The organism is Moritella sp. (assembly GCF_013215705.1).
Lineage (GTDB): Bacteria > Pseudomonadota > Gammaproteobacteria > Enterobacterales > Moritellaceae > Moritella.
On sequence record NZ_JABSQR010000027.1, the window covers coordinates 55,258 to 78,206 of the forward strand.

Annotated in this window: 22 protein-coding genes and 4 tRNA genes; 17 read left to right on the plus strand and 9 right to left on the minus strand. The window is 41.6% G+C overall.

What is annotated here, in order from left to right; translation table 11 throughout:
* The first annotated feature begins 258 nt into the window (after positions 1–258).
* The 6 genes from HRT96_RS16750 to HRT96_RS16775 all read left to right on the plus strand — a co-directional run bounded on the left by HRT96_RS16750 (position 259) and on the right by HRT96_RS16775 (position 5,259).
* Entirely contained in the window at positions 259–3,249 is a 2,991-nt protein-coding gene (locus HRT96_RS16750) for a LamG-like jellyroll fold domain-containing protein (protein WP_293159037.1), read from the plus strand.
* Positions 3,221–4,576: a DUF6701 domain-containing protein gene (locus HRT96_RS16755; protein ID WP_366052078.1), complete on the plus strand. Its 1,356-nt coding sequence runs from the start codon at positions 3,221–3,223 to the stop codon at positions 4,574–4,576. The genes HRT96_RS16750 and HRT96_RS16755 overlap by 29 nt, the downstream gene beginning before the upstream one ends.
* 279 nt (positions 4,577–4,855) lie before the next feature.
* Positions 4,856–4,932: transfer RNA gene (locus HRT96_RS16760), tRNA-Pro, on the plus strand.
* Positions 4,933–4,937: 5 nt separating this feature from the next.
* A tRNA-His gene (locus HRT96_RS16765) sits at positions 4,938–5,013 on the plus strand.
* A gap of 80 nt (positions 5,014–5,093) precedes the next feature.
* Positions 5,094–5,178: transfer RNA gene (locus HRT96_RS16770), tRNA-Leu, on the plus strand.
* Positions 5,179–5,182: 4 nt separating this feature from the next.
* Positions 5,183–5,259: transfer RNA gene (locus tag HRT96_RS16775), tRNA-Pro, on the plus strand.
* A gap of 69 nt (positions 5,260–5,328) precedes the next feature.
* On the opposite strand, the gene HRT96_RS16780 is transcribed toward HRT96_RS16775, so the two are convergent.
* Positions 5,329–6,165 (minus strand): HDOD domain-containing protein, encoded by an 837-nt coding sequence (locus HRT96_RS16780; protein WP_293159041.1) that lies wholly within the window; start codon positions 6,163–6,165, stop codon positions 5,329–5,331.
* A 244-nt stretch (positions 6,166–6,409) separates the two neighbouring features.
* Here HRT96_RS16780 and HRT96_RS16785 point away from each other — a divergent pair, with 244 nt between their 5' ends.
* Both HRT96_RS16785 and HRT96_RS16790 read left to right on the plus strand, forming a co-directional pair.
* Positions 6,410–6,649, plus strand: coding sequence for a hypothetical protein (locus tag HRT96_RS16785; RefSeq protein ID WP_293159043.1), 240 nt, complete (start codon positions 6,410–6,412; stop codon positions 6,647–6,649).
* 168 nt (positions 6,650–6,817) lie between these two features.
* On the plus strand, positions 6,818–7,537 hold the full coding sequence (locus HRT96_RS16790; protein ID WP_293159045.1) for a hypothetical protein: 720 nt from the start codon (positions 6,818–6,820) through the stop codon (positions 7,535–7,537).
* Between the two features lie 58 nt (positions 7,538–7,595).
* Here the strand turns inward: HRT96_RS16790 and HRT96_RS16795 are convergent, their stop codons facing one another.
* Together HRT96_RS16795 and HRT96_RS16800 are read right to left on the minus strand one after the other, a co-directional pair.
* On the minus strand, positions 7,596–8,105 hold the full coding sequence (locus HRT96_RS16795) for a CreA family protein (RefSeq protein ID WP_293159046.1): 510 nt from the start codon (positions 8,103–8,105) through the stop codon (positions 7,596–7,598).
* Between the two features lie 151 nt (positions 8,106–8,256).
* The gene (locus HRT96_RS16800; protein WP_293159048.1) at positions 8,257–8,637 is read right to left on the minus strand and encodes a TraR/DksA C4-type zinc finger protein; all 381 of its coding nucleotides are present in this window, start codon (positions 8,635–8,637) and stop codon (positions 8,257–8,259) included.
* Positions 8,638–8,952: 315 nt separating this feature from the next.
* Between HRT96_RS16800 and HRT96_RS16805 the strand changes: the two genes are divergently transcribed.
* Positions 8,953–9,189 (plus strand): hypothetical protein, encoded by a 237-nt coding sequence (locus HRT96_RS16805; RefSeq protein WP_293159050.1) that lies wholly within the window; start codon positions 8,953–8,955, stop codon positions 9,187–9,189.
* Positions 9,190–9,197: 8 nt separating this feature from the next.
* Positions 9,198–10,556: a DNA recombination protein RmuC gene (gene rmuC, locus HRT96_RS16810; RefSeq protein WP_293159052.1), complete on the plus strand. Its 1,359-nt coding sequence runs from the start codon at positions 9,198–9,200 to the stop codon at positions 10,554–10,556.
* Between the two features lie 15 nt (positions 10,557–10,571).
* Here the strand turns inward: rmuC and HRT96_RS16815 are convergent, their stop codons facing one another.
* The 5 genes from HRT96_RS16815 to def all read right to left on the minus strand — a co-directional run bounded on the left by HRT96_RS16815 (position 10,572) and on the right by def (position 16,380).
* Positions 10,572–12,017 (minus strand): TrkH family potassium uptake protein, encoded by a 1,446-nt coding sequence (locus tag HRT96_RS16815; RefSeq protein WP_293159054.1) that lies wholly within the window; start codon positions 12,015–12,017, stop codon positions 10,572–10,574.
* Between the two features lie 21 nt (positions 12,018–12,038).
* A complete protein-coding gene (trkA, locus tag HRT96_RS16820; RefSeq protein ID WP_293159056.1) occupies positions 12,039–13,415 on the minus strand; it encodes a Trk system potassium transporter TrkA in 1,377 nt (458 codons plus the stop codon).
* Positions 13,416–13,553: 138 nt separating this feature from the next.
* Positions 13,554–14,849 carry a 16S rRNA (cytosine(967)-C(5))-methyltransferase RsmB gene (gene rsmB / locus HRT96_RS16825; RefSeq protein WP_293159058.1) on the minus strand — a complete coding sequence of 432 codons (1,296 nt, stop codon included), beginning with the start codon at positions 14,847–14,849 and terminating at the stop codon, positions 13,554–13,556.
* Positions 14,850–14,900: 51 nt separating this feature from the next.
* Entirely contained in the window at positions 14,901–15,854 is a 954-nt protein-coding gene (fmt, locus tag HRT96_RS16830; protein ID WP_293159060.1) for a methionyl-tRNA formyltransferase, read from the minus strand.
* A gap of 22 nt (positions 15,855–15,876) precedes the next feature.
* A complete protein-coding gene (gene def / locus HRT96_RS16835) occupies positions 15,877–16,380 on the minus strand; it encodes a peptide deformylase (protein ID WP_293159062.1) in 504 nt (167 codons plus the stop codon).
* 105 nt (positions 16,381–16,485) lie between these two features.
* On the opposite strand from def, the gene HRT96_RS16840 reads away from it, so the two are divergent.
* The 7 genes from HRT96_RS16840 to aroE all read left to right on the plus strand — a co-directional run bounded on the left by HRT96_RS16840 (position 16,486) and on the right by aroE (position 22,001).
* The gene (locus tag HRT96_RS16840) at positions 16,486–17,577 is read left to right on the plus strand and encodes a LysM peptidoglycan-binding domain-containing protein (protein ID WP_293159064.1); all 1,092 of its coding nucleotides are present in this window, start codon (positions 16,486–16,488) and stop codon (positions 17,575–17,577) included.
* A 22-nt stretch (positions 17,578–17,599) separates the two neighbouring features.
* Positions 17,600–18,706 carry a DNA-processing protein DprA gene (gene dprA / locus HRT96_RS16845; RefSeq protein ID WP_293159066.1) on the plus strand — a complete coding sequence of 369 codons (1,107 nt, stop codon included), beginning with the start codon at positions 17,600–17,602 and terminating at the stop codon, positions 18,704–18,706.
* Complete coding sequence (locus tag HRT96_RS16850; RefSeq protein WP_293159068.1) at positions 18,706–19,182, plus strand: DUF494 family protein; 477 nt, start codon at positions 18,706–18,708, stop codon at positions 19,180–19,182. The genes dprA and HRT96_RS16850 overlap by 1 nt, the downstream gene beginning before the upstream one ends.
* A 107-nt stretch (positions 19,183–19,289) precedes the next feature.
* A complete protein-coding gene (locus HRT96_RS16855) occupies positions 19,290–19,859 on the plus strand; it encodes a topoisomerase DNA-binding C4 zinc finger domain-containing protein (RefSeq protein WP_293159070.1) in 570 nt (189 codons plus the stop codon).
* Positions 19,860–19,920: 61 nt separating this feature from the next.
* The gene (gene purE / locus HRT96_RS16860) at positions 19,921–20,430 is read left to right on the plus strand and encodes a 5-(carboxyamino)imidazole ribonucleotide mutase (RefSeq protein WP_293128432.1); all 510 of its coding nucleotides are present in this window, start codon (positions 19,921–19,923) and stop codon (positions 20,428–20,430) included.
* Between the two features lie 71 nt (positions 20,431–20,501).
* Positions 20,502–21,089, plus strand: coding sequence for an L-threonylcarbamoyladenylate synthase (locus tag HRT96_RS16865; protein ID WP_293159072.1), 588 nt, complete (start codon positions 20,502–20,504; stop codon positions 21,087–21,089).
* A 99-nt stretch (positions 21,090–21,188) separates the two neighbouring features.
* The gene (gene aroE / locus HRT96_RS16870; protein WP_293159074.1) at positions 21,189–22,001 is read left to right on the plus strand and encodes a shikimate dehydrogenase; all 813 of its coding nucleotides are present in this window, start codon (positions 21,189–21,191) and stop codon (positions 21,999–22,001) included.
* A gap of 51 nt (positions 22,002–22,052) precedes the next feature.
* Here the strand turns inward: aroE and HRT96_RS16875 are convergent, their stop codons facing one another.
* Positions 22,053–22,595 (minus strand): gamma carbonic anhydrase family protein, encoded by a 543-nt coding sequence (locus HRT96_RS16875; protein ID WP_293159076.1) that lies wholly within the window; start codon positions 22,593–22,595, stop codon positions 22,053–22,055.
* Between the last annotated feature and the right edge of the window lie 354 nt (positions 22,596–22,949).

Below are 22,949 nucleotides of genomic sequence, written 5' to 3' on the forward strand. Positions count from 1 at the left end.
TTAGAAAAGCCCGTAACACTTCAATGTGTTACGGGCTTTTTGCTTTCAAATATTCTACAATAAACCCATTGCGGTCAAAAAGCGCTGTCGTCGCAAACTATCGCTTATTTCAAGTACGTTCATTTTTCACTTTCCCACAATGTGCTATCGGGTGTAAATTTGGACTGAAAGACGACAAGTCGCACAGCGTAATATTAATTGTTTTTTGGATTTATCGTGGGTCGAACCTTGTTGGTTGACGCAATGCAAGAGAGCTGAATGATGACAAGTATGGTAAAAATGAGTTTATTAAGCCTAAAGATAGCCGTCACTAGTCTACTTTTATTTACCTCGATAAATGCAATGGCGGTGAGTTGTATTGATGTGTTTCCGACAGTATTGTCATCGCCATATAACGATGGAATCGCAACTCTTCATGATAGTGTCGCGTTAAGTAAGACTACAAATGGAAAGTTGGATATTGGAGTTGTTCAATATGGTGATAATCCTAAGTATTGTGAGGGGAAAACGTGTAAAGATTCAGGGCATAGAACTCAATCATTGACGGGCTTAGATATATTTAAGTTATCTCCTTTACCTGAAGACCAAATACCCAATAACCCCGATATTTCAAGCCCTTTAACCGGTGGTTCCTATGAGACGATTAATGTAGGGTGGCAACAGTCTGTTCGCTTTCAGAGTGATGACGAAGTTATATATATTGAAACATTAAATGCAACTGGTTCGGAGTCAAGCGTTACTTTTGACAACGGAGTCTATTGGATTGGCGAATTTAATTTTGGCTCGAATATGAAAGTCGTCATTAATGGTAAGGTAACTCTGATCATCAATAAGTCAATGATGACGAATAGTAGTATTTTTTTTAATGTCGATGGGGTACCTAACGATCTATTATTAATTGGATATAGTGATATCACATTTGGATCTGATGTTCAGTTTAACGGTTTAATTTATTCTAAAGAAAATGTTGTACTCAACTCTCCTGGCAATTTAAACGCAGCAATAAATGGAAAGCTTATTACGGTAGGTTCTCAAGTCACAGTTACTTATGATCCTGATAGTATCGAATCTGCTAACTTTAATGGTTTTTGTGGTGATGCTTCGACGTTATCAGCCCCTAGATTAGAATATCGTTTTGACGAATGTCGCTATACTGGAAATAACGGTGATGTTATTGATCAAATCGGTAGTTTTAATGGTAACTCTAATGGTATTCCAACACCTGTAAACGATGCGATAATTAATAAATCACTCGACTTAAGCGCTGATAATACCAGCGATTGGATTGCTGTCCCCAGGGGCGCTGTAGATGGTTTAAATAACTTTTCAGTATCTGTTTGGTTTAAAACGTCGGTAAATAAATCCCAACAAGAAATATTTCATGCACTTGGAAAGAATACTAGTGATGATGAGTTAGAGATTTTTCTAAAAAACAAAAAGACGGTTTACATTAAAGTTAGAGATGACAGTGAAGAATTAGACAGTGATATTGAGTTAACCGATAACAGATGGCATCACTTGGTACTGACGAGAGCGGATGAAGATGTATGTTTATTTATCGATGGTGTGAAGCAAGACTGTGATGATGATGATGTTGGTGATGGACAATTGTCAGTACCGTTTGCTAATGCGATCGTTATCGGACAAGAGCAAGACAGTTTTGGTGGTGATTTTAGCAAAAGTCAAAATTTTGAAGGTCAGTTAGATGAATTTAAAATTTTTGATGTAAAACTGACTGATACCCAGATTTCGAGCATTTACCAACATGAATTAGCAGGTAACAATTTTGATGGTAGCACGCGTCAGCCTGATTTTTGTTCAGCACCTGAACCTGAATTAGAATACCGTTTCGATGAAGCTAGTTGGAGCGGTAATAGCGGTGAAGTCGATGATAATTCGAGACATGAACTCAATGGTCACGCAGTTGGAGATACAACCACAATCACTGCGGGACAGATATGTCGCGCCGGTACTTTTGATGGCACTGGAGATTATATCAATGTCAATAGGATCAATTCCTACCTCAGCAGTTCCGCGAGCCTCTCGTTTTGGATTAAGAGCGATCAATACGGAAACAATACTGCTTGGTATGCACCTGGGATAATGGGTGTTGAAGAAGTAGGTGGTGGTGACGATATTTTCTGGGGGTATCTGGATGCGTCAGGCCATATTAAAATTCAAAAAGGTAATGGTAGCTCTGCGAGATCAAATACGAAAATTAGCAGTAATAGTTGGCACCATGTGGTACTAACTCGAGATAGTTCAACTGGCGTTGTGCAGGTTTTTGTTGATGGTAAGCTGGAAGATAGCGCGAACTCGGAAACTGGCGATGTTAGCACTGCGTTTTCCAGTATTGGACGAATTGAACACAGCTTCAGCAGCTCGAATTTTATGGGTGAACTCGATGAGCTACTGGTTTACAATTCTGTAATTTCAGCAAGTGACGTCTTTTCTATTTATACCAATCAGTTGAATGGCGACAACTATGACGGTAGTCCAAGAAATTGTCCTACAATGTCTATCCATCATTATGAAATAGAACATGACGGCCAAGGTCTAACGTGTGAAGCAGAAACGATTACCATTAAGGCTTGTACTAATGCGGCTTGCTCAACTCTAAGTTCTGAGGAAGTTACGCTTAATGTTACAGCTACAGGTTCTAGAGATTCAGTCACTGATAGTATCAGCTTTACTGGTACAGGAACTGCCAATATTCGATATACATTTCCAGAATCAACCCTCTTGTTGCTATCTAAACAAGGAACCAACTCAACAGTATGTTCTGATGGTCGTTCTACAAATTGTAACTTAGTTTTTGCAAATGCTGGCTTTAGGTTTATCTCTGGAAATCGTACTACATTGCCAAATCAAACATCAGGAACCGTATTTGGCGATACGCTACAAATTCAGGCAGTGAAAGATACCAATGGTGTTTGTACTGGCTTATTTAGTGGTAAAAGGAATGTGAATTTATCGCAGGAAAACGTTAATCCTGGGGGTACTAAGGGACTTAACTTTAGCATTAATGACCAAAATATTGCGAAACACCCAAGTATCACCAGTACCAGATTAAACTTTGGTGCTAACAGTATTGCGGAAATACCAACTCCTATTTATCACGATGCAGGTAAAATTCGCTTACATGCAAATTATAAGGTAGGGGAAGGAGACTACAGCGGTGTGACATTATTTGGTAGCAGTAATCCGTTCTGGGTAAGTCCTGCAGAACGCCAGATCAGGAGGCACTAACTTAAATGGCGCAACAGCAACTGCGACTCTAACCCATAAAGCCGGTGAAAAATTTGACTTGAGCGTAACCGCATTAAACAGCCTTGGCATTATCACGCCGAATTATTCACCTGGGAAAATACAGTTAAAGCTAACGCGCACCGGTCCAACATTAACCGATAGTGCAGAGGGTAATCTAAGCTATGCTGCATCGAGCACGCTAGCAACGAGTACCAGTGCTGTATTCCAAGATGTTACTATGACTAATTTTTTATTGGGACAATCTACTTATGGGGATGCGCAATACTCAGAAGTCGGTTTGCTTAATCTAGACGTTCAAGACAGTAATTATGGTCAGGCTAGCATTGTCATTACGGCCAAAGATATTAACATTGGCCGCTTTATCCCTGATCACTTTAAGCAAACCGTGGTAGATGATGGTAATTTGTTTGCAACGTGTGGTACCAACCCCCCGTTTGCATATAGTGGTGAAAAGGACGAAGCAATAAGTAGTATCGGTGCAATTTCATATTTAGCGAATCCAATATTAGTAATTACGGCTTACAATAAAAAAGGTATTAGCACCAAAAATTATAATGGTGAGTTTATGAAACTCAGGGCTACCGATGTTATCGTCGCAGCCCCTTCATTTGATCAAGACGCGAGAGGCATTGATAACAAGATACTATCGTTAACTACCAATGATGATAATAATAATTATATGAAGACTGGTACCTTGACTCAAAGTAGTGGCGGGGTATTACATTACCAATTCTCAAATGATGATAACTTTTACTATAATCGGACTGCCAATGCACTAGTGGCGCCATTTACCTCTGATATTGATTTTTCTATTGATACGATCATAGATTCGGACAGTGTCGATCTTATACCTAGTGATAGCTCACTGCTACCAACAACAGTTGTTGCACACCCTGAAGGTGTTCAAATTCGATTTGGCCGGTTAGTATTGAAAAACAGCGTTGGCCCTGAAACGTCAAATTTAACGCAGTCGCTGCAAGTTGAACATTTTGATGGTGATCATTTCATTGTTTCTTCCGACAATAATTGCCTCAGTTATGATGACGAAAACATTATACTTGACGACAGTGCACCAACTGTCGCTCTAGGAGGTGACGGGCATTTCATCGCCGGTGAAACGCGGGCCATTCAGTTGCAAGCGCCTGGCGTTAAAGGTGACATAGGTGTGGAATATGAGGCTTATGACTGGCTGAAATACGATTGGAATAATGATGGTGCGTATAATAACAACCCTACGGCCGTCGCCACCTTTGGTTTTTTCCGAGGTAACGACCGCGTTATATATAGGCGAAGAGTTTATAATTAATGTTCACCAGAGACAGTTGCAGATTAGTTACGAATATACCTAACGTTAATCAATCCAATAGCGGTTCATCGTTATCGGAGTGAGCACGTATAGGTAAATACAGTTCAGTCAGTGAACTATTTTCCTTGATTGTTTTTTGCACTGCCGCTGTTTGTTTTTATTCCGATTCAATTGAAAACGACAAAAAATGTATTTTTTAGTTAAAAAGACTTGCAGACTTATGCACAATATCTATAATGCGCACACTTGTTAAGAATGATTCATTCTGATAAGTATGTTCGGTGATTAGCGCAGCTTGGTAGCGCACCTGGTTTGGGACCAGGGGGTCAGAGGTTCGAATCCTCTATCACCGACCACTATGGCGGTTGTAGCTCAGTTGGTAGAGCCCCGGATTGTGATTCCGGTTGTCGCGGGTTCAAATCCCGTCAGTCGCCCCATATTCGATAACGACGATATTCTTTTAGAATTGAGTTATCACCCTTGCTAGAGTTACCTGCTAGTAAGTTGAAAAAATTGTGCGGAAGTGGCGGAATTGGTAGACGCGCTAGATTTAGGTTCTAGTATTGCAAAGTGTGAGAGTTCAAGTCTCTCCTTCCGCACCATGTTCGGTGATTAGCGCAGCTTGGTAGCGCACCTGGTTTGGGACCAGGGGGTCAGAGGTTCGAATCCTCTATCACCGACCACTTATATTTCCAAGTAATTGGAATCTGGAAAAGCCTGCTCATTGAGCAGGCTTTTTTCGTTTCTGGGCTTTATGCCACTTCCTGCATCAGCAGTGTTGCTAATTCGTTACCTTGCTGTTGCATATTTTGTAGCTGCGTGGTGAGTACCTGTGGGTTGATATTGAGATGCTGGGCTAAGGCTTGCGGAAAACGTTCGACGATCATAACCACGGGCACACCGGCATTGGTTGCAAAGTTGACAAATACGGCAAGGCGAATCAGCACTGCTTCATCAGAAATTTGTCTAAATGACAGTGGATCGAGTTGCTGCTGGATGGCACTCGCAAAGGTGTCGGTAAAGTTCCATTGTTTTGCAAGCTCAAGCCCCACATCCGTAAAGTCAAAGTTGAGCACTGCATGTTGGGCTTCAATACGACTCTGCCCTTGCGCTTGACTCAGCGCCACGAGACTCGCTTCTTCTGGTAATGCGCTTTGGATCAGTAGTTCGCCGATGTTATGCATCAAACTACACGTAAATACCACTTCCGGATCAAGCGACGTTTGACTGGCGATTACTTTGGCAATTTGCGCTACTTGAAAAGAATTACGCCAAAAATCACGTATATCAAAATCATTCTCATGTTGAAAATTATTAGTAAGGCTACTCGCGATGACGAGTGAACGGAGCTTATTTAATCCGAGTTTTACCGCGGCCTGTGCAATTGATTCAACATCTTGACCGCGAGAATAAGCAGCTGAGTTTGCCATTTTTAATACTTTTGCGGTGATCACCGGATCCATAGCAATTTTGCTGGCGATGCTATCGAGACCAATATTGCTTTGATTAAAGCTGGTCATCATTTCCTGCAGTAATTGTGGTATAACTGGCGCTTGTTTTAGCTTGGAGAAAAGATGTTCTACATTCACACGTGACTCCCTGTCGTTGTGATGATGGTGATGATTAGGAACAGTATAATACTAAAGAATGAATATAATATATTTTATCTAGGCCGTGTTCACATTTATTTATATCCCGATAAGACACCTGGTCATTTATCCGTTCAACCTCTCAATCTCACGGACTCATTATTCCCCTGATTACGCGAATGTGTTGTTATAGTGATTAATTATATTTCTAAGGAATAGAAATCAGGGGCATAAGGGGGATGTTATGGATGGGAAACTCGATGTTGAACAAGGAAAATTAGGGACGAATACCGTCATATCATCACTGCTAAAAACCGCAGGTGGCATGACCGGGATCTCAGAAATATTACAACAAAGTCAATTTGAATCATTATTACTCAGCGTGCAATTAGCTGATGATGATCTTAACGAGGTAGATTTACTCTCTCGTATATTAGGTGTTGAACCATTAATTTCAGAGCAAGAACATGGTAACAAAGTCTAAAGTCAGTAGGTAAAGCCCATTCTTCGGTAATGGGCTTTTTTTTATCATATATTTCGATTTACTTCGTCACTTTCAATGCAATTTTCAATTTTAAGTAATTATTGATTATCACCTTCCGGAGACACTGATATAATCTCGCCCCTCATTAATTGACTAACGGGTTGTCGCGTGACTGAAATCAGTTTTTACCAACAAATTTATCCTATCATCGTAATGATGCCGATTGCGGCGGCTTGTTTTATAGCGCTGGTATTATCAAAAGGTGAAGTCTGTCCTGGCCAGCGTAAACGAATTACCGAAAATATGATCTCAATTTGGGCTGTATTAGCGCTTGGATTAATGATTGGTATTGAGGTTTATGCGACTACATTAACCTTGATTGTCGGTGGTATTGCGGTTTTTATTGGTATCATGCAAAACTTAATTCAATCGCGTTTACAAGGTAAGCGGGCTATTCCAAGTACCTGGTTGCGGTTACCCATTGCATTTGCTGTGATCACTGGTGTATTCGTATTATGGCAGCAACAACAACCGCTATTACTGTTAGAAGCAGTATTGTTAGGGGCTGTATTTGCGCATGTCATCTTATTACGCGCTAAACATCGCTTACAGGCATTTAATGTGATTTTACCTGTGGTTGGTATCGCTAGCAGTGTATTGCTGATGTTAGGCTTGCTCGTTGTCGCTAGCATGCATGCTGACTCGAGTAATATGATGGTGATCCAGGAGTTTGTTATTTATCGCGCCGTTATTTTATTATTAGCATTAGCAGTGTGGACCATCCCGCTTTATACCAAGCAAGAATACAGCCCCAACATAGTCTCATTAACCACGGTATTATTATTATTCTCGGAAGTGATTGGCATGGGTGTTGTTGCGGCATTTTAATTTAAGCAGGTTTTGCAAACATGATAATAAAGCCACTGGTGACAGTGGCTTTATTGGTTTAATTAACCTGTGATGCTGGCGTCATTGGTGCCTGCCATGCTTTTGTTGCCCACAGTGGTACTGTTGATAATGAATGCTTATAACTACCATTTATTTCTTTTGTCGAGTACGATACATACAATAAGCTTTGGCTGTCGGCATCATAAATACGACGGATTTTGAGTGACTTAAACAAAATACTCTTCGATTTATTGAAAATCACCTCACCGCTTTTTGAAGTATCAATTGTGGCTAACATCGCGGCGGTAATATCACCCGTTTGGCGACAGGCTATGCCCATATCTGATGGGTCGGAAAAGTCTAGGTCAGCTTCAATATGACTGACATGACAAGTTACCCCTGATATAGCAGGATCAACGAAACTGTTGATCTTAATGTCTTTAGTGGTAAATAAACCGAGGCTAATCTTACCTGATTCATCATCGCTACAACCGCTTAACGCAACACTGCTGACAAGTAATGACAATAAACTGAGTTTTTTTAAATTGGCTGACAATGGCTTTAACATCGATGCATTCCTAATGGCGGTTGGTGTGAGAGATGGTAGATTAATACGGATCGACAACTGAGGAAAGCAATAACATAGGTTTGTTATTACCTTCCATCTTTTATCGTTTTATGGATAACAACCAGAGCTGGTTATTCGACTGTGCTTACGATTAGCGGCGGTATAAGCTGTGGTCAGTAAATTCTTTAGTTGACTGACATTCTAAGCATAAACGCGACTCAGCACGAGCCTGTAAGCGTTTAATCGATATTTCATCGCCGCAGCTATCACAGTAACCATAATCTCCGCTGTCGATACGACGTAGCGCTTTGATAATTTTCTTGATGTGCAATTTATCGTGCTGGATACGGTTTAGTTCAAGCCTGTGTGCTTCTTCCATTGCCGCGCGATCAATTTCATCGGCCATTTCATTACTGTCTGAGACCACCACGTCTGTTGATTGGTGTTCGATGCGGGCTGAGATCTCTTGCTGTTCTGTTTCTAGTTTCTCTTTGAAATAGGCAACTTGGCCTTCATTCATAAAATCGCTCATATATATTACCTATTTCGTATTCTGATTATAATTAATTAGCATAATAGACATTTTAATTGTCCATAACTTAGGGGGATTAACCCTATTGTGGCAAAAAATAACTGAAAATTACAAGTTGGGGTATTTTGTCTCGTTTCAAGGGGGATAGCTAATTAATCCGTATTTTTTTCTCTGAATTGTGCTCTGATTATGATTATCCTTAGTGGATTAGTTTTAATCTTGAGCAGGTTAGGCTAACATCGTTATCTATTTTCAGCATAGTGAACGCTGACATTTAAAAACCATTGTTAAGCGCTCTGGTTAAGGAGCATGTTGATGAACGCGATAACCGTACACCGTCCGACGTTAAAAATCATCTGGAGACTGTTAGTTTTCTTATTTTTCCCACTCATTATCTGGCTATACAGTGTTATAGCCGACGTGCCATTTGCGCACATTGATAGTGGTGCTAATTATCATAAGTGGCTCATCTTTTTTTTGTATCTTGGTTGTCTGGCAGCGTGGTTATATATCGACCGCGCATTATCACATAGTTCTTTTTTTCGTAGTTAATTTATTTTATGAGTATTGATTCCTTGTTTCCCGTATTACCCTACATTGCCGCAGCATGTGTTGCCACTGTCGGCGCGCTGATTGCGATCCGTAAGAGCCAGCAAGCCACATTGTCGGTGCAAACCTTAAATCATGAAGTTGAGCTGTTAGAGCAGCAATTAGATAACGTCAACTATAGTCATGAGCAGTTACAGCAAGCACATGATGGCAATAAATTAAAATTAGAGTCGCAAAACAATCAGCTGATCAAAGTCATGTCGCGATTACGTGAAAGTGATATTCGTTTACAAACCGAACGCCAGGCCAGCGAAGAAAAATTGGCTCTGCAAGCACAATCAGAACAACGTCTGCAACAGCAATTTGAAAACTTAGCGAATAAGATTTTTGATAGTAAAACCGATAATTTCAAAGAACTAAATAAGTCTAGTGTTGAATTACTCTTGTCGCCATTAAAAACCCAACTAGAGGGGTTTAAGCAACAAATTCAAGATGTTTATTCTAATGAAGCCAAAGAGCGGCACAGTTTACAATCCGAAGTTGCCAGACTACAGCAAGTGTATCAATTGATGTCGAGTGAAACCGCTAACCTGACCAAAGCGCTAAAAGGTGATAACAAGCAACAAGGTAATTGGGGGGAGGTGATTCTAGCCAGAATATTGTCGGAGTCGGGGTTACGTGAAGGTCATGAGTACGATGTGCAAGTGAGTTTGAACAATGAACACGGTAAACGTTTTCAGCCGGATGTGATCGTGCATTTACCGCAAGATAAAGATGTAGTGGTTGATTCTAAGGTGTCATTAACGGCTTATGAGCGTTATTTTAATGCTGAGGATGAGATAACACGTAAACAAGCCTTACAAGAGCATGTGGCATCAGTACGCAGTCATATTCGCGAACTTGGTCGCAAAGACTATCATTTGTTACAAGGATTAAAAACGTTAGATTATGTGCTGATGTTTGTTGCTGTGGAACCGGCCTTTTTAGCCGCGTTACAAGCTGACCCAAGTTTAATGAAGTTCGCGTTAGACAATAACATTATGTTAGTTAGCCCGACGAATTTATTAATCGCACTGCGTACCATAGATAATTTGTGGCGTTATGAACGTCAGAATCAAAATGCCCAGCTAATTGCCGAGCGTGCGGGTAAGATCTATGAGAAATTACGCTTGTTTAGTCATGATATGCAAGATATGGGCGTGGCGTTAGATAAAGCCCAAGACAGTTATGACTCGGCCATGAAGCGGCTAGCAACAGGCAAAGGTAATTTAATTAAACAAGCCCAGCAGTTTGTTGAACTGGGGGTTGAAGTTAAAAAACCATTACCTGCCGAGTTAATCGAACAAAGCAGTGTTAATTTATTGGAATAACCTATTCGTTTAAGGCTAACCTTTCCAAAATGCTGGAGTGACAAGTACTAATACTGTCATGATCTCTAAGCGCCCCATTAACATGCCCAAACTGAGTGCCCATTTTGCAGTATCTGGTAAGCTAGCAAAGTTACCAGATGGCCCGATGACTGGGCCTAGTCCTGGCCCAACATTCGCAACCGCCGTTATTGCGCCAGTAATACTGGTGATGGGATCTAATCCGATAATACTTAATATCGCTGCCAGTATCGCGATTGTCGCGATAAAGGCACTGCCAAAAGCCACCACAGATCGGACAATAATGTCATTCACATTACGGCCATTGTACTGCTGCCGAAAGACCCCAGATGGATGCACTAATTGAGACATTTGTTTACGAAATAAGGTCAACGCGATTTGAAAACGGAAAATTTTAATGCCTCCCGATGTCGAGCCCGAGCAAGCACCGGTAAACATCAAAGCAGCAAATAACACCGTGGTAAATTCCCCCCAAGTGCCGTAATCGGTTAGGCCAAACCCTGTCGTGGTCACCACTGAAACAATATTGAACATACTGATACGGATGGCATCGTTAAAGCTAAACACATCTTTGTGCCATAAATACAACGACATCATGACTGTCATAGTGAGCACTAGTTTAGCAAAACCGATGATTTGCGCATCCTTGAACAACATGGTTATATCACGCCGATGTAAGGCATTGATCAAAAGTAAAAAGGGTAATCCACCTAAAAACATAAAGAAGGTGCCATTCCATTGCGCGCTATTAGAGAAGTGGGCCATGGATTGATCTGAGGTTGAATATCCTCCCGTTGATAAGGTCGTCATGGCATGATTAACCGCCTCGAAACTGCTCATCCCTGCGGCTAAGTAACCAAAATAACATAATACCGTTAAGCTTAAATAAACATACATCACGTAAGCTGCGGTATGCTGGGTTTTTGTGGTGTTTTTATCAGACCAATCAGATGACTCCGTTTGGAATAAACGCATACCACCGACGTTTAAGTAAGGTAATACGGCCACGCCCATCACCACGAAACCAATACCGCCTAACCACTGTAGAATTGAGCGCCATAACAATACGCTATGCGCCGTGCTATCTAAGTTGGATAATACGGTGGAACCTGTGGTGGTGATACCTGACATCGTTTCGAAATAGGCATCGGTATAGCTAATATGTTGGATCAACATCAGTGGTAATGCGGCAAAGGCGGACGCAATTATCCATACGCAAGTAGTCAGTAAAAACATTTCTCGGATACCGAGTTTGAATACTTTGGAACGACCTTTATGCCAAAATAAACCCGATGCAATAGTGGTGATAATGATGGATTTGAAGAATTCGGATACGCCATGACCATCGGTATATATCGCTAATACCAATGGCGCGATCATAAACAAGGCAAGCGCGCGTAATACCACACTCGCCATGAACAGTACGGGTTTAAAATTAACCATAAAACAAGTTTCTATGTGTGTTTATAAGAAAAATGGACTGGGTTGGAAAAGTTTTTCGACATCCGGAATAAACTTCTTATCAACCAGGAACATCACTACGTGATCATCTTGTTCGATCACTGTTTTATCGTGAGCAATTAATACTTCATCATTACGGACTATGGCACCAATCGTAGTACCGGCGGGTAGTTTTAAACTACCAATAGTCCGGCCTACAACTCGCGATGTTAACTTATCACCATGGGCAATCGCTTCAATCGCCTCTGCGGCACCACGGCGTAATGAGTAAACATTGGCAATGTCAGCACGACGTACATGCGTTAATAACGCTGAGATAGTGGCCTGTTGCGGTGAAATGGCTATATCGATAGTACCGCCCTGCACCAGATCGACATAAGCACTGCGTTGGATCAGTACCATGGCTTTTTTCGCGCCCATCCGTTTAGCTAACATGGCAGACATGATATTGGCTTCATCATCATTCGTGACGGCGATAAATACGTCGGTTTGATCTATGTGTTCTTCACTGAGCAGTTCTTGATCGGAGGCATCACCGCAGAATACGATGGTATTATTGAGCATTTCTGACAGTTTTTCGGCACGGGTGATATTACGCTCAATTAATTTTACTGAGTAATCACGTTCTAAACGCCCCGCTAATGCCGCGCCAATATTACCACCACCGGCAATAATAATCCGCCGATACGGTTTTTCCAGTTTTTGCAATTCACTCATCACGGCGCGGATATTATTACTGGCCGAGACAAAGAACACTTCATCATCGGCTTCAATAATGGTAGTACCGAGAGGGCGGATCGGTTTACCTTGACGGAAAATTGCTGCAACGCGGGCTTCCACATTGGGCATGTGTTCGCGTAATGCCGCTAACGCATTACCGACTAATGGACCGCCATAATAGGCTTTTACTGCCACTAGACCCACTTTGTTATTGGCAAAGTGAACGACCTGTAATGCCCCCGGATAATCGATGAGGCGTTTAATATAGTCGGTCACTAGCTGCTCGGGTGCGATTAGATGATCGACTGCAATAGCGCCATTATTAAACAGGGTTTCTTTGTTATTGAGATAGTATTCATTTCTGATCCGAGCGATTTTATTCGGGGTATTGAACATGGTGTAAGCGATCTGACAAGCGATCATATTGGTTTCATCATTGTTGGTCACTGCCACCAACATATCCGCATCTTGGGCACCGGCTTCTCGTAGTACGTCTGGATTGGCGCCGTGGCCTTCAACAACGCGCAGGTCAAATTTATCTTGTAAGTTTCTTAGGCTGTCGCCATCGCGGTCGATAACAGTAATGTCATTATTCTCACCTACTAAGTTTTCAGCCAGAGTGCCGCCGACCTGGCCTGCACCGATAATGATAATTTTCATTTAACCTCGCACCAAATAAAATTGTCGTGATCTGTTTTGATAATACTATACTACGTTTATCCAAGCTAAAGTTGAATAACGCCAATAGTTTATAGCCAAATGATACTCATTTATCAGTTGGCTATAGAGACTATTTGGTTATGCTTTCTTTTGTAACTTCGCGTAGAAGAAGCCATCCATACCTTGGGTATTAGGCAGGATCTGCCAGCTAAATGCTTGATCATTACTGTCTGCATTCAGTGGCACTAATACGGCATCCGGAGTTCGAGCCACAAACGAACTAATTTGTTCACTGTTTTCTGCCGGTAAAATAGAGCAGGTTGCGTATAGCAAGGTGCCACCTGGTTTTAGCTGCAGCCACATCGCATCTAAGATTTCTGCTTGCAGTTGTACTAATGGGGCAATATCACTGTCGCGACGTAACCATTTAATATCAGGGTGACGACGAATCACACCGGTGGCACTACAAGGTGCATCTAACAAAATACGGTCGAATTTATCACCTTGCCACCAATCTTCAGGCTTGCTGGCATCGCCGTGGATAAGCTCAGCGTCTAATTGCATACGGGTTAAGTTTTCTTGTACACGGCTCAAACGCGTCGCATCGAAATCAACGGCGACAAGGTGTTTTAGTGCTGGTTGGCGTTCTAAAATGTGGGCTGTTTTACCACCCGGTGCCGCACAAGCATCCAGTATTAATTCGCCTGGCTGTGCGTCTAAGAATTGTGCGGCAAATTGCGCAGCGCCATCTTGTACTGAACTATGCCCTTCTGCAAAACCAGCGAGTTTATAAACGTCGGTTGGCTTGGCTAATCGCAGTGCTGAATCGGCACTCTCTACTATTTCAGCCACGATCTCGTCAGCGGCTAATAATGCTTGATAGTCAGCTTGGTTATGATGTTGTTGGTTAACACGGATCCACATTGGTGGTCGTTCGTTGTTGGCCATTAATACATCTTGCCACTGTTTTGGGTAAGCTGCTTTAATGCGTTTAATTAACCAGCCAGGATGACCAAATTTACAGGTATCGTTACCGTCTGCTAGCGTTTCCAGATCGTCTTGTTGACGCTGGTAATTACGTAAAACCGCATTCACCAAACCACTGAGTTTAGGTGATTTTAATACTTTGATCGCGTTGACTGTTTCTGCTACTGCAGCATGTGCAGGGATGCGCATGAATTTTAATTGATATAAACCAACCAGAATCAAGAAATGCACAGGTCTTTGTTTACCGATTAATGGCTTGCTCATTAGTTGGCGACTAATAAATTCAAGACGTGGTAACCAGCGCAGTACGCCGTAACAGATCTCCTGTAGTAAAGCTCGATCCTTGGCTGGTAATAATTGCTGAGCAGTCGGTAAGGCTGTCGTCAATGACTGACCTTTATCAACAACTTGGTAAAGTACTTTTGCAGCGCTAGCTCTGGTTTTCATGTATATGTATCCGAGGTAAAACCGCCCAATATTATTGAGCGGTTATAAATATTAAATAGAATTAAGTAATTGACCAACAGTAAACCACTCTTTACGAGCGTTTAATATGTCTTGCACTGGCATGGCTTTCTTACCCGCCAGTTGCATGTTTAATAATGTTAACACGCCATTACCCGTAGCCACTTGGATGCCGTGTTTTGTTGCCCCTATGACAGTGCCTGGTTGTGCATCAGTGGTTGCTTCACTGACACTTGTTTGCCAAATTTTAACATTCTGTTCAGCAATTTGTGTATAGCTTACTGGCCAAGGGTTAAAAGCACGGACTTGACGTTCAATCTCTACAGCAGATTGAGTCCAATCTATATTGGCTTCTTCTTTACTTAGCTTTGATGCATAGTTTGATAGTTCGTCATCTTGCACTTCAGCAACGGCTGTGTTGTTACTGATGTGGGCTAATGTTTCTAGCAGACCTTGTGGACCGAGTGCTGCTAGTTTGTCATATAAACTGGCACTGGTTTCATCATCAGTAATCGGGCATGTTACTTTGTGTAACATGGAACCCGTATCTAGACCTAAATCCATTTGCATAATAGTGACGCCTGTTTCTGCATCGCCAGCCCAAATTGCACGTTGGATTGGAGCTGCACCACGCCATCTTGGTAATAATGAACCGTGTACATTAATACAACCTAAGCGCGGTGTATCGAGTACGATTTGTGGCAGGATCAATCCGTAGGCAACCACAACCATCAGGTCAGCATTTAATGCCGCTAATGCTTGTTGTGCTTCTTCGTTACGTAAACTAATCGGCTGAAAAACGGGAATGTCATGGCTAACAGCAAGTTGTTTTACATCACTTGGTTTTAGTTTTTTGCCACGACCTGCGGGGCGATCTGGTTGGCTATATGCAGCGATCACTTCATGCTCTGAATTGATTAATGCAGAGAGGTGTTTTGCGGCAAAATCAGGGGTGCCAGCAAAAATAATGCGTAATGGTTTGCTCAAGGTTAATTCCTACTTTGTATTCTTATTTGTTTTGACGTGCTAGCTTTTCTAGCTTTTTCCGAATTCTTTGCTGTTTTAGCGGTGATAAATAGTCAATAAACAGTTTTCCATTTAGATGATCCACTTCGTGTTGTAAACAAATGGCTAATAAATCATGGGCTTCTAGTGTAAACTCATGACCATCACGATCTAATGCTGTTACTGTCACGCTTTCTGCGCGAGGCACAAAAGCGCGTGATTCTGGTACCGATAGGCAGCCTTCTTCAATACCTGTTTCACCGAATTTGTTGGTGAGCACTGGATTGATAAGGATTAGAGGCTCATCGCGTGTTCCTGACACATCGATAACGACAATACGTTGTAAAAAATTGACTTGTACAGCGGCTAAACCAATACCTTCTTCGGCATACATGGTTTCGAGCATGTCATCGATGATGATTTGCGTCGCTGGTGTGATTTCCTGCACAGGTTGAGCAATTTTTTTTAATCGATCATCAGGAAAATGTAAAACTTCTAATATAGCCATGGTACTTTCTTATTTTGAATGGATTCAAATAACGCTTAATTTTGACGTAAAACGTTACAATAATCACTATAAATATAAGCGTTCAAACAACAATTAGGAAAGGATATGTCCATAAAACGTCGTTTGATCTTTGCTTTAGCCGCTATGTTACCCTTTTTAGCACATGCTGATAGCTTAAACTTAAAAAACCAATACCCTACTGAATACACCGTCAAAGAAGGTGATACACTTTGGGATATTTCGAGCAAATATTTGCAAAGTCCGTGGTTATGGCCACAGCTATGGGATGCTAATCCTGCGTTAGATGATCCGCATCTTATCTACCCCGGCGATAAACTACAATTAATCTTTGTTAATGGTCAACCTCGTTTAGTCCGTAATCATATACGTAAGCGTATCTTAAAAGTTTCTCCTAAAGCGCGACCTGAATTAAAAGGCCGTCGTGCTATTCCGACGATACCATTAAAATTAATCAATTCTTTTTTAAGTCGTGACTATGTTGCTGGCAATGATAAATTAAAACGGGCCCCAGTGATCTTAGGTAATAATGACGGCAATACCACCTTTATTGTTGGCCACAGTATTTTTGCATCAAGCTCGTTAAAACCGGGTCAATACGGTATTTATCGTCGCGGTCGTACTTATATTGATCCTGTGACGCATGAAAATCTGGGTAACGAAGTCGAGTTTATTGCGATTGCCCGTGTGGTGAATACCGGCACGGAAACCATTCCGGCTAAATTATCGATTTTGAAAAGCACCAAAGAAGCACGTAAAGGTGATCGATTATTGCCGATGCCTGAGCAAGATCGTTTGCCCGTTTACTTTCAACCGCGTAATTTCCAGCTTGCTAGCGATGGTTTGATTGTTGCGGCAGATGAAAAATACAGTGCGATTGGTAAAAATGATGTGGTGATCATAAATCGTGGTTGGCGTGACAACGTGGGTGCCGGTGACGTGTTTGCCGTATTAAAACGTGGTAAAACTATTATTCGTCATGAACAAGATCTAGATTTTTATTATGGTGATCTAATTAATCAATACGATAAACTATTTTCTGGCAAAAGTGAGCTACAGCTCCCAGATGAACGAGTCGGAGAGATGATGGTGTTCAAAGTTTACGATAAAGTTAGCCTTGCGCTCATCACACATAGCTCACAAGTGATTAAGCTTAACGATAAGGTAAGTAATTTATGATAACTAGGGTGTAAGTGTAATTATGGTTAATGAGCATGATAAATATTGGTTAGCGTTATATGACGTCCCGAAAATTGGTGGCAGTCGGGCGCTAAAATTATTGCAAAAAATATCATTAACTAAATTATTTTCTGGTTCAACGCAGTATCTACACTCACTTGGTTTAGATACTGCGCAACAGCAAGCCGTGCTCAATCCTGACTGGCAGAGTATTGATCGAAACCTACAGTGGCTTGCTGCAGAAGATAATCGTCATCTTATTCCTATTACCGCCAGCGATTATCCCATCACCTTGAAAAACATTGCAGCGCCGCCGTTACTTTTATACGTCGAAGGTAATGTTGAGCTATTATCGAAACCGCAAATCGCCATGGTTGGTACTCGTGCCCCGAGTTATTATGGTAAGCGTCATGCACACAGCTTTGCTGCAGAATTAGTCCAACAGGGATTAGTTATCACCAGTGGGCTCGCGATCGGTATTGATAGTGAGTGTCATCGTAGTGTATTAGCAGCCAAAGGCGAGACGATTGCCGTATTAGGCACCGGTTTAGCCAATGTTTATCCTAAGCGGCATCTAAAATTAGCGCAACAGATCCGAGATCACGGCGCATTAGTGTCTGAGTTCAGTCCTTTTACTCAAGCTAGACCCGAGCATTTCCCCCGTCGTAATCGTATCGTCAGTGGTCTATCACTGGGGGTTGTCGTCGTTGAAGCCGCATTAAATAGTGGCTCATTGATTTCTGCACGTTATGCCCTTGAACAAGGCCGAGAAGTATTTGCTCTGCCTGGGGCTATTGATAATCCGGGGGCTGCTGGGTGTCATTATCTAATCCAGCAAGGTGCGAAACTCATCACCCAAACCAGTGATATTACCGATGAACTCACATATATAAATGTACGTACGAATTTTGAGCAAACAGACCTGTTCAACTCTGATCTCGAAACTGTTTCATTGCCAAACCAAACTATCTTAGATAATGTCGGTTATGAAGTAACAACAGCAGATCTAATTGCTGAGCGCAGCCAACAACCTGTTAGCCAAGTATTAACGAGTTTAATGGAACTAGAACTTGATAATTGGGTGAATGCTGTACCTGGTGGTTATGTGAGATCGCAACGGAGGGGCTAATGTTAGATATACTTATTTATCTTTTCGAAAACTTTTATGAACAAAATGAATCTGAGTTCTTAGTTGATCGAGATGATTTACTCAGTGAGTTAATTCAGGCTGGTTTTGTTGAAGTTGAAATACATAAAGCCATTACATGGATTGAAAATTTAGTCGAGTTACGCAATGGCGGCGTTCAAACACACCTACAAGTATCCAGTATGAATTCGATTCGAATTTATACTGAGGCTGAGCAATTCTACATCAACACCGAATGCCGTGGTTTTCTCTTATTTTTAGAACATATTAATGTGCTAAACATCGAAACCAGAGAAATGGCCATCGCACGTTTAATTGAACTTGAGAATACAGATTTGGATCTCGATGACATTAAATGGGTTATTTTAATGGTGCTGTTTAATGTGCCAAACGGTGAAAAAGCATATTTACAAATGGAAGAATTAGTTCAGGCTAAAACCCATGATCACCTGCACTAAAACCAGGTATTAGCGTGACTGTGCAATTGAATTTACATTAATTACTGGCATAATATGTCAATTTTGTTAATATCCGTCCATCAATTATTTACTTAAAAATTGTTCAAATGTCTAAACATAATGACAAATTATTTACAGTTCATGAACATGCCTTGGAAAAAGAGTACGAGACGTGCCCGCAATGCGGTGCTGAGTTAAGTATTAAAAATGCCAAATCAGGGCCTTTTTTAGGTTGCAATAATTATCCTACTTGTGAGTATTCACGCCCGTTATCCAATCAATCACATTTCGAAGATGACAAAGTGCTGGTTGGTTCAGAATGCCCAGAGTGTCAACATGAACTCGTATTGAAACGTGGCCGTTATGGCTTCTTTATTGGTTGTACCCAATTCCCCACTTGCACTTATATGTCGAAAACAGAAACGCCAGATGAGACCGGCATATCTTGTCCACAGTGTAAATCGGGTGATTTACTGCAAAAAAAATCACGTTTCGGAAAGATATTTTATTCTTGTAATAAATACCCTAAGTGTAAATACATTATTAATTTCAAACCAGTTTCAGAAACATGTCCCGAGTGTCACTGGGCCATTTTAGTGGAAAAGAAAACCTGTAATGGAAAACAACTTATCTGTCCACAGAAACGCTGTGGCTATAAGCGTGCTTTATTAGAATAGTGATTAACACTATCAATTAATTTTAACGATTAAAAATAACTCATACGGAAAGGGAATAATTATGTCTACACCATTTGTTGCAGTATTAATGGGCTCAGATTCAGATTTGCCGGTTATGCAGGGTACACTAAAGGTACTTAAATCATTTGATATTCAGTACGAAGTGAAAATAACTTCTGCGCATAGAACGCCTGCAGCGACACATCAGTATGTGACAGATGCAGAGAGCCGTGGTTGTGCTGTATTTATCTGTGCTGCTGGTCTAGCTGCACATTTAGCTGGCGCGGTTGCGGGTATCACTACTCATCCTGTTATTGGTGTGCCAATCGACGCGGGCCCGTTACAAGGTATGGACGCTTTATTATCAACAGTGCAAATGCCTGGTGGTGTACCTGTTGCTTCCGTTGCAATCGGGAGTGCGGGTGCTAAAAATGCCGGTTACCTTGCAGCGCAAATGTTAGCAATTGGTAATCCAGAAATGGCGGCTAAAGTTAAAGCTGAACGTCAAGCTAATGCAGCAATCATTATTGCTAAAGACGAAGCGTTACAAGCTAAATTAAAAGCACTGTAATGGCTAATAAACTAGTATTATAACTGTCGTTACAGAGTAGGAAATGGTAGCGTGCGCTACCATTTTTGTTTATGACTATTAATAATAGATATATTACTGTGAATAATTCAACAGCTATTAACAACGCGGTGGCAGCGTTACATACCCAGCAAGTTATTGCTTATCCAACAGAAGCAGTTTTTGGCTTGGGTTGTGATCCGATGAATGAATTAGCGGTTCAACGCTTATTAACCATTAAACAACGACCTGTTGAAAAAGGCTTGATCTTAATTGCCGCTAATTTAGCGCAGTTAAATGATTATGTTGATTTAACCCAATTATCTGCAACGCAAATCGACAAGATTAAGCAAACCTGGCCTGGGCCTGCAACCTGGGTTATGCCAGCTAAAGCGCAAGTACCAAAATGGTTAACCGGACAATTCGATAGTATCGCGGTTCGTGTTTCTGCGCATCCGACAGTGCAAGCATTATGCCTCGCTTTTGGTGGGCCAATAACCTCAACCAGTGCGAATTTAACCGGACTTACGCCGTGTATTACTGCCGCGGAAGTGGCGAGTCAATTAGAGTCACTCCTTGGTGCGATTGTTGACGAAGCGGTGGGTGAACTTGCGCAACCGACCACTATCACGGATGCACTTACCGGGGAGATCTACCGTTAGTCATTGCATTACGCTGATCATTTCTATTGACGATAATAGCCTGATCATAGTTTACTAAGTCCTTTCCTTTTATCTATCTCATTACAGGAGTTGTGCAGTATGGACCGTTATGCCGTATTTGGTAATCCAATAAACCACAGTAAATCACCAATGATCCATGGCCTGTTCGCCAAGCAAACTGCACAGGATCTTAGTTATCAAGCCATCGAAGCACCAATCAATGGTTTTACCACGGCGATGGCTGAGTTTTTTTCTCAAGGGGGAAAGGGTTGTAATATTACCGTTCCTTTTAAACAAGAGGCATTTTCATTTGCTGAGCAATTAACACCGCGAGCTCAACTTGCTGGTGCGGTGAATACGCTGGTGCTTACTGATGATGGCCGTGTTATTGGTGATAATACTGATGGATTTGGTCTGGTGCATGACTTGTTGCAATATACGACGCTCACGAATATGCGGGTGTTATTACTCGGTGCTGGAGGCGCTGCGCGTGGCGTAATTGGCCCGTTGCTAGAACAAGGCGTGCAAGAACTGGTGATAGCTAATCGTACGGATGCCAAAGCGCAGCAGTTGGCGACATTGTTTAATGATAAGGGTGATATTACAGCATGTAGTTTTGGCGCATTAACAGGCAATTTTGATCTTATCATTAACTCTACGTCAGCCAGTTTGTCGGGTTTGGTTCCTGCCATTTCACCAGCATTAGTGAATAAAAACACGATCTGTTATGACATGATGTATAAAGCTGATGCCACAGCATTCAATTTATGGGCTGCCGAACAGGGGGCGGAATTAGTTATCGATGGACTGGGTATGTTGGTTGGTCAGGCTGCTGAAAGCTTTAAAGTTTGGCGTGGGGTAATACCGTCGATGTCACCTGTGCTTGAAGCATTAAGAAAAACCATTAAATAAATATAATGTTGTTACCCCCTAGGCTCGGCTAGAGGGTATGCAGTACTTCTATTACTGGCTATCTGCTATATACTCATTTTTAAGCAGCACATAGTTATCGGCAGATAGCTTTAAGAACGCAATCTCATCATCTGTTAATTTTCTTGCTTGTTTTGCTGGGCTGCCTATATAAAGGTAACCACTTGCTAATATTTTTCTCGGTGGCACTAACGTACCAGCACCGATCATAACATCATCTTCAATAATCGCCCCATCAAGTACAATCGCCCCCATACCGATTAGCACGCGATCACCAATAGTGCATGCGTGTAAGAGTGCCTTATGACCGACGGTAACGTCTTCACCTATAATGAGGGGAATACCATTTGGGTTTGCTGGGCTTTTACGAGTAACGTGTAATACGCAGCCATCTTGCACATTAGTACGCGCACCAATGACGATTTTATTTACATCACCACGGGCTGCAACGAGTGGCCATATACTGGCATCTTCGTCTATAGTTATATCTCCGATTAGGACTGCAGACTTATCTACATAAGCGGAGTTGGCTAATTGCGGTGATATTCCTTGGTATTTTCGAAGTGAAGTGCTCATTATTGCCTCTATATAGTCATTAATGTTAGTCAAATGCTCAAATAGCATAGTAAACAACCAAGCTTGAAAGCGCTATATTCTTTTTTTAGAAATTACTTGCCAGTAAACGTTAGATCTCTATAATGCGACCTCACTGACACGGCAAACGTCGTTCAGTAAGGTGGTTAAAAACAACTTCGGTTACTTTTTAAACGTCCTGAATAAAGCATAATATGTGCTTGACTTCAAATCTGGTTTGCGTAAAATACGCAGCCTGACTACGACGCAAGGCGTCAATGTCAACGCTCTTTAACAATTTATTCAAGCAATCTGTGTGAGCACTTGCAGAGATATAATGACCAAATATTATATCAA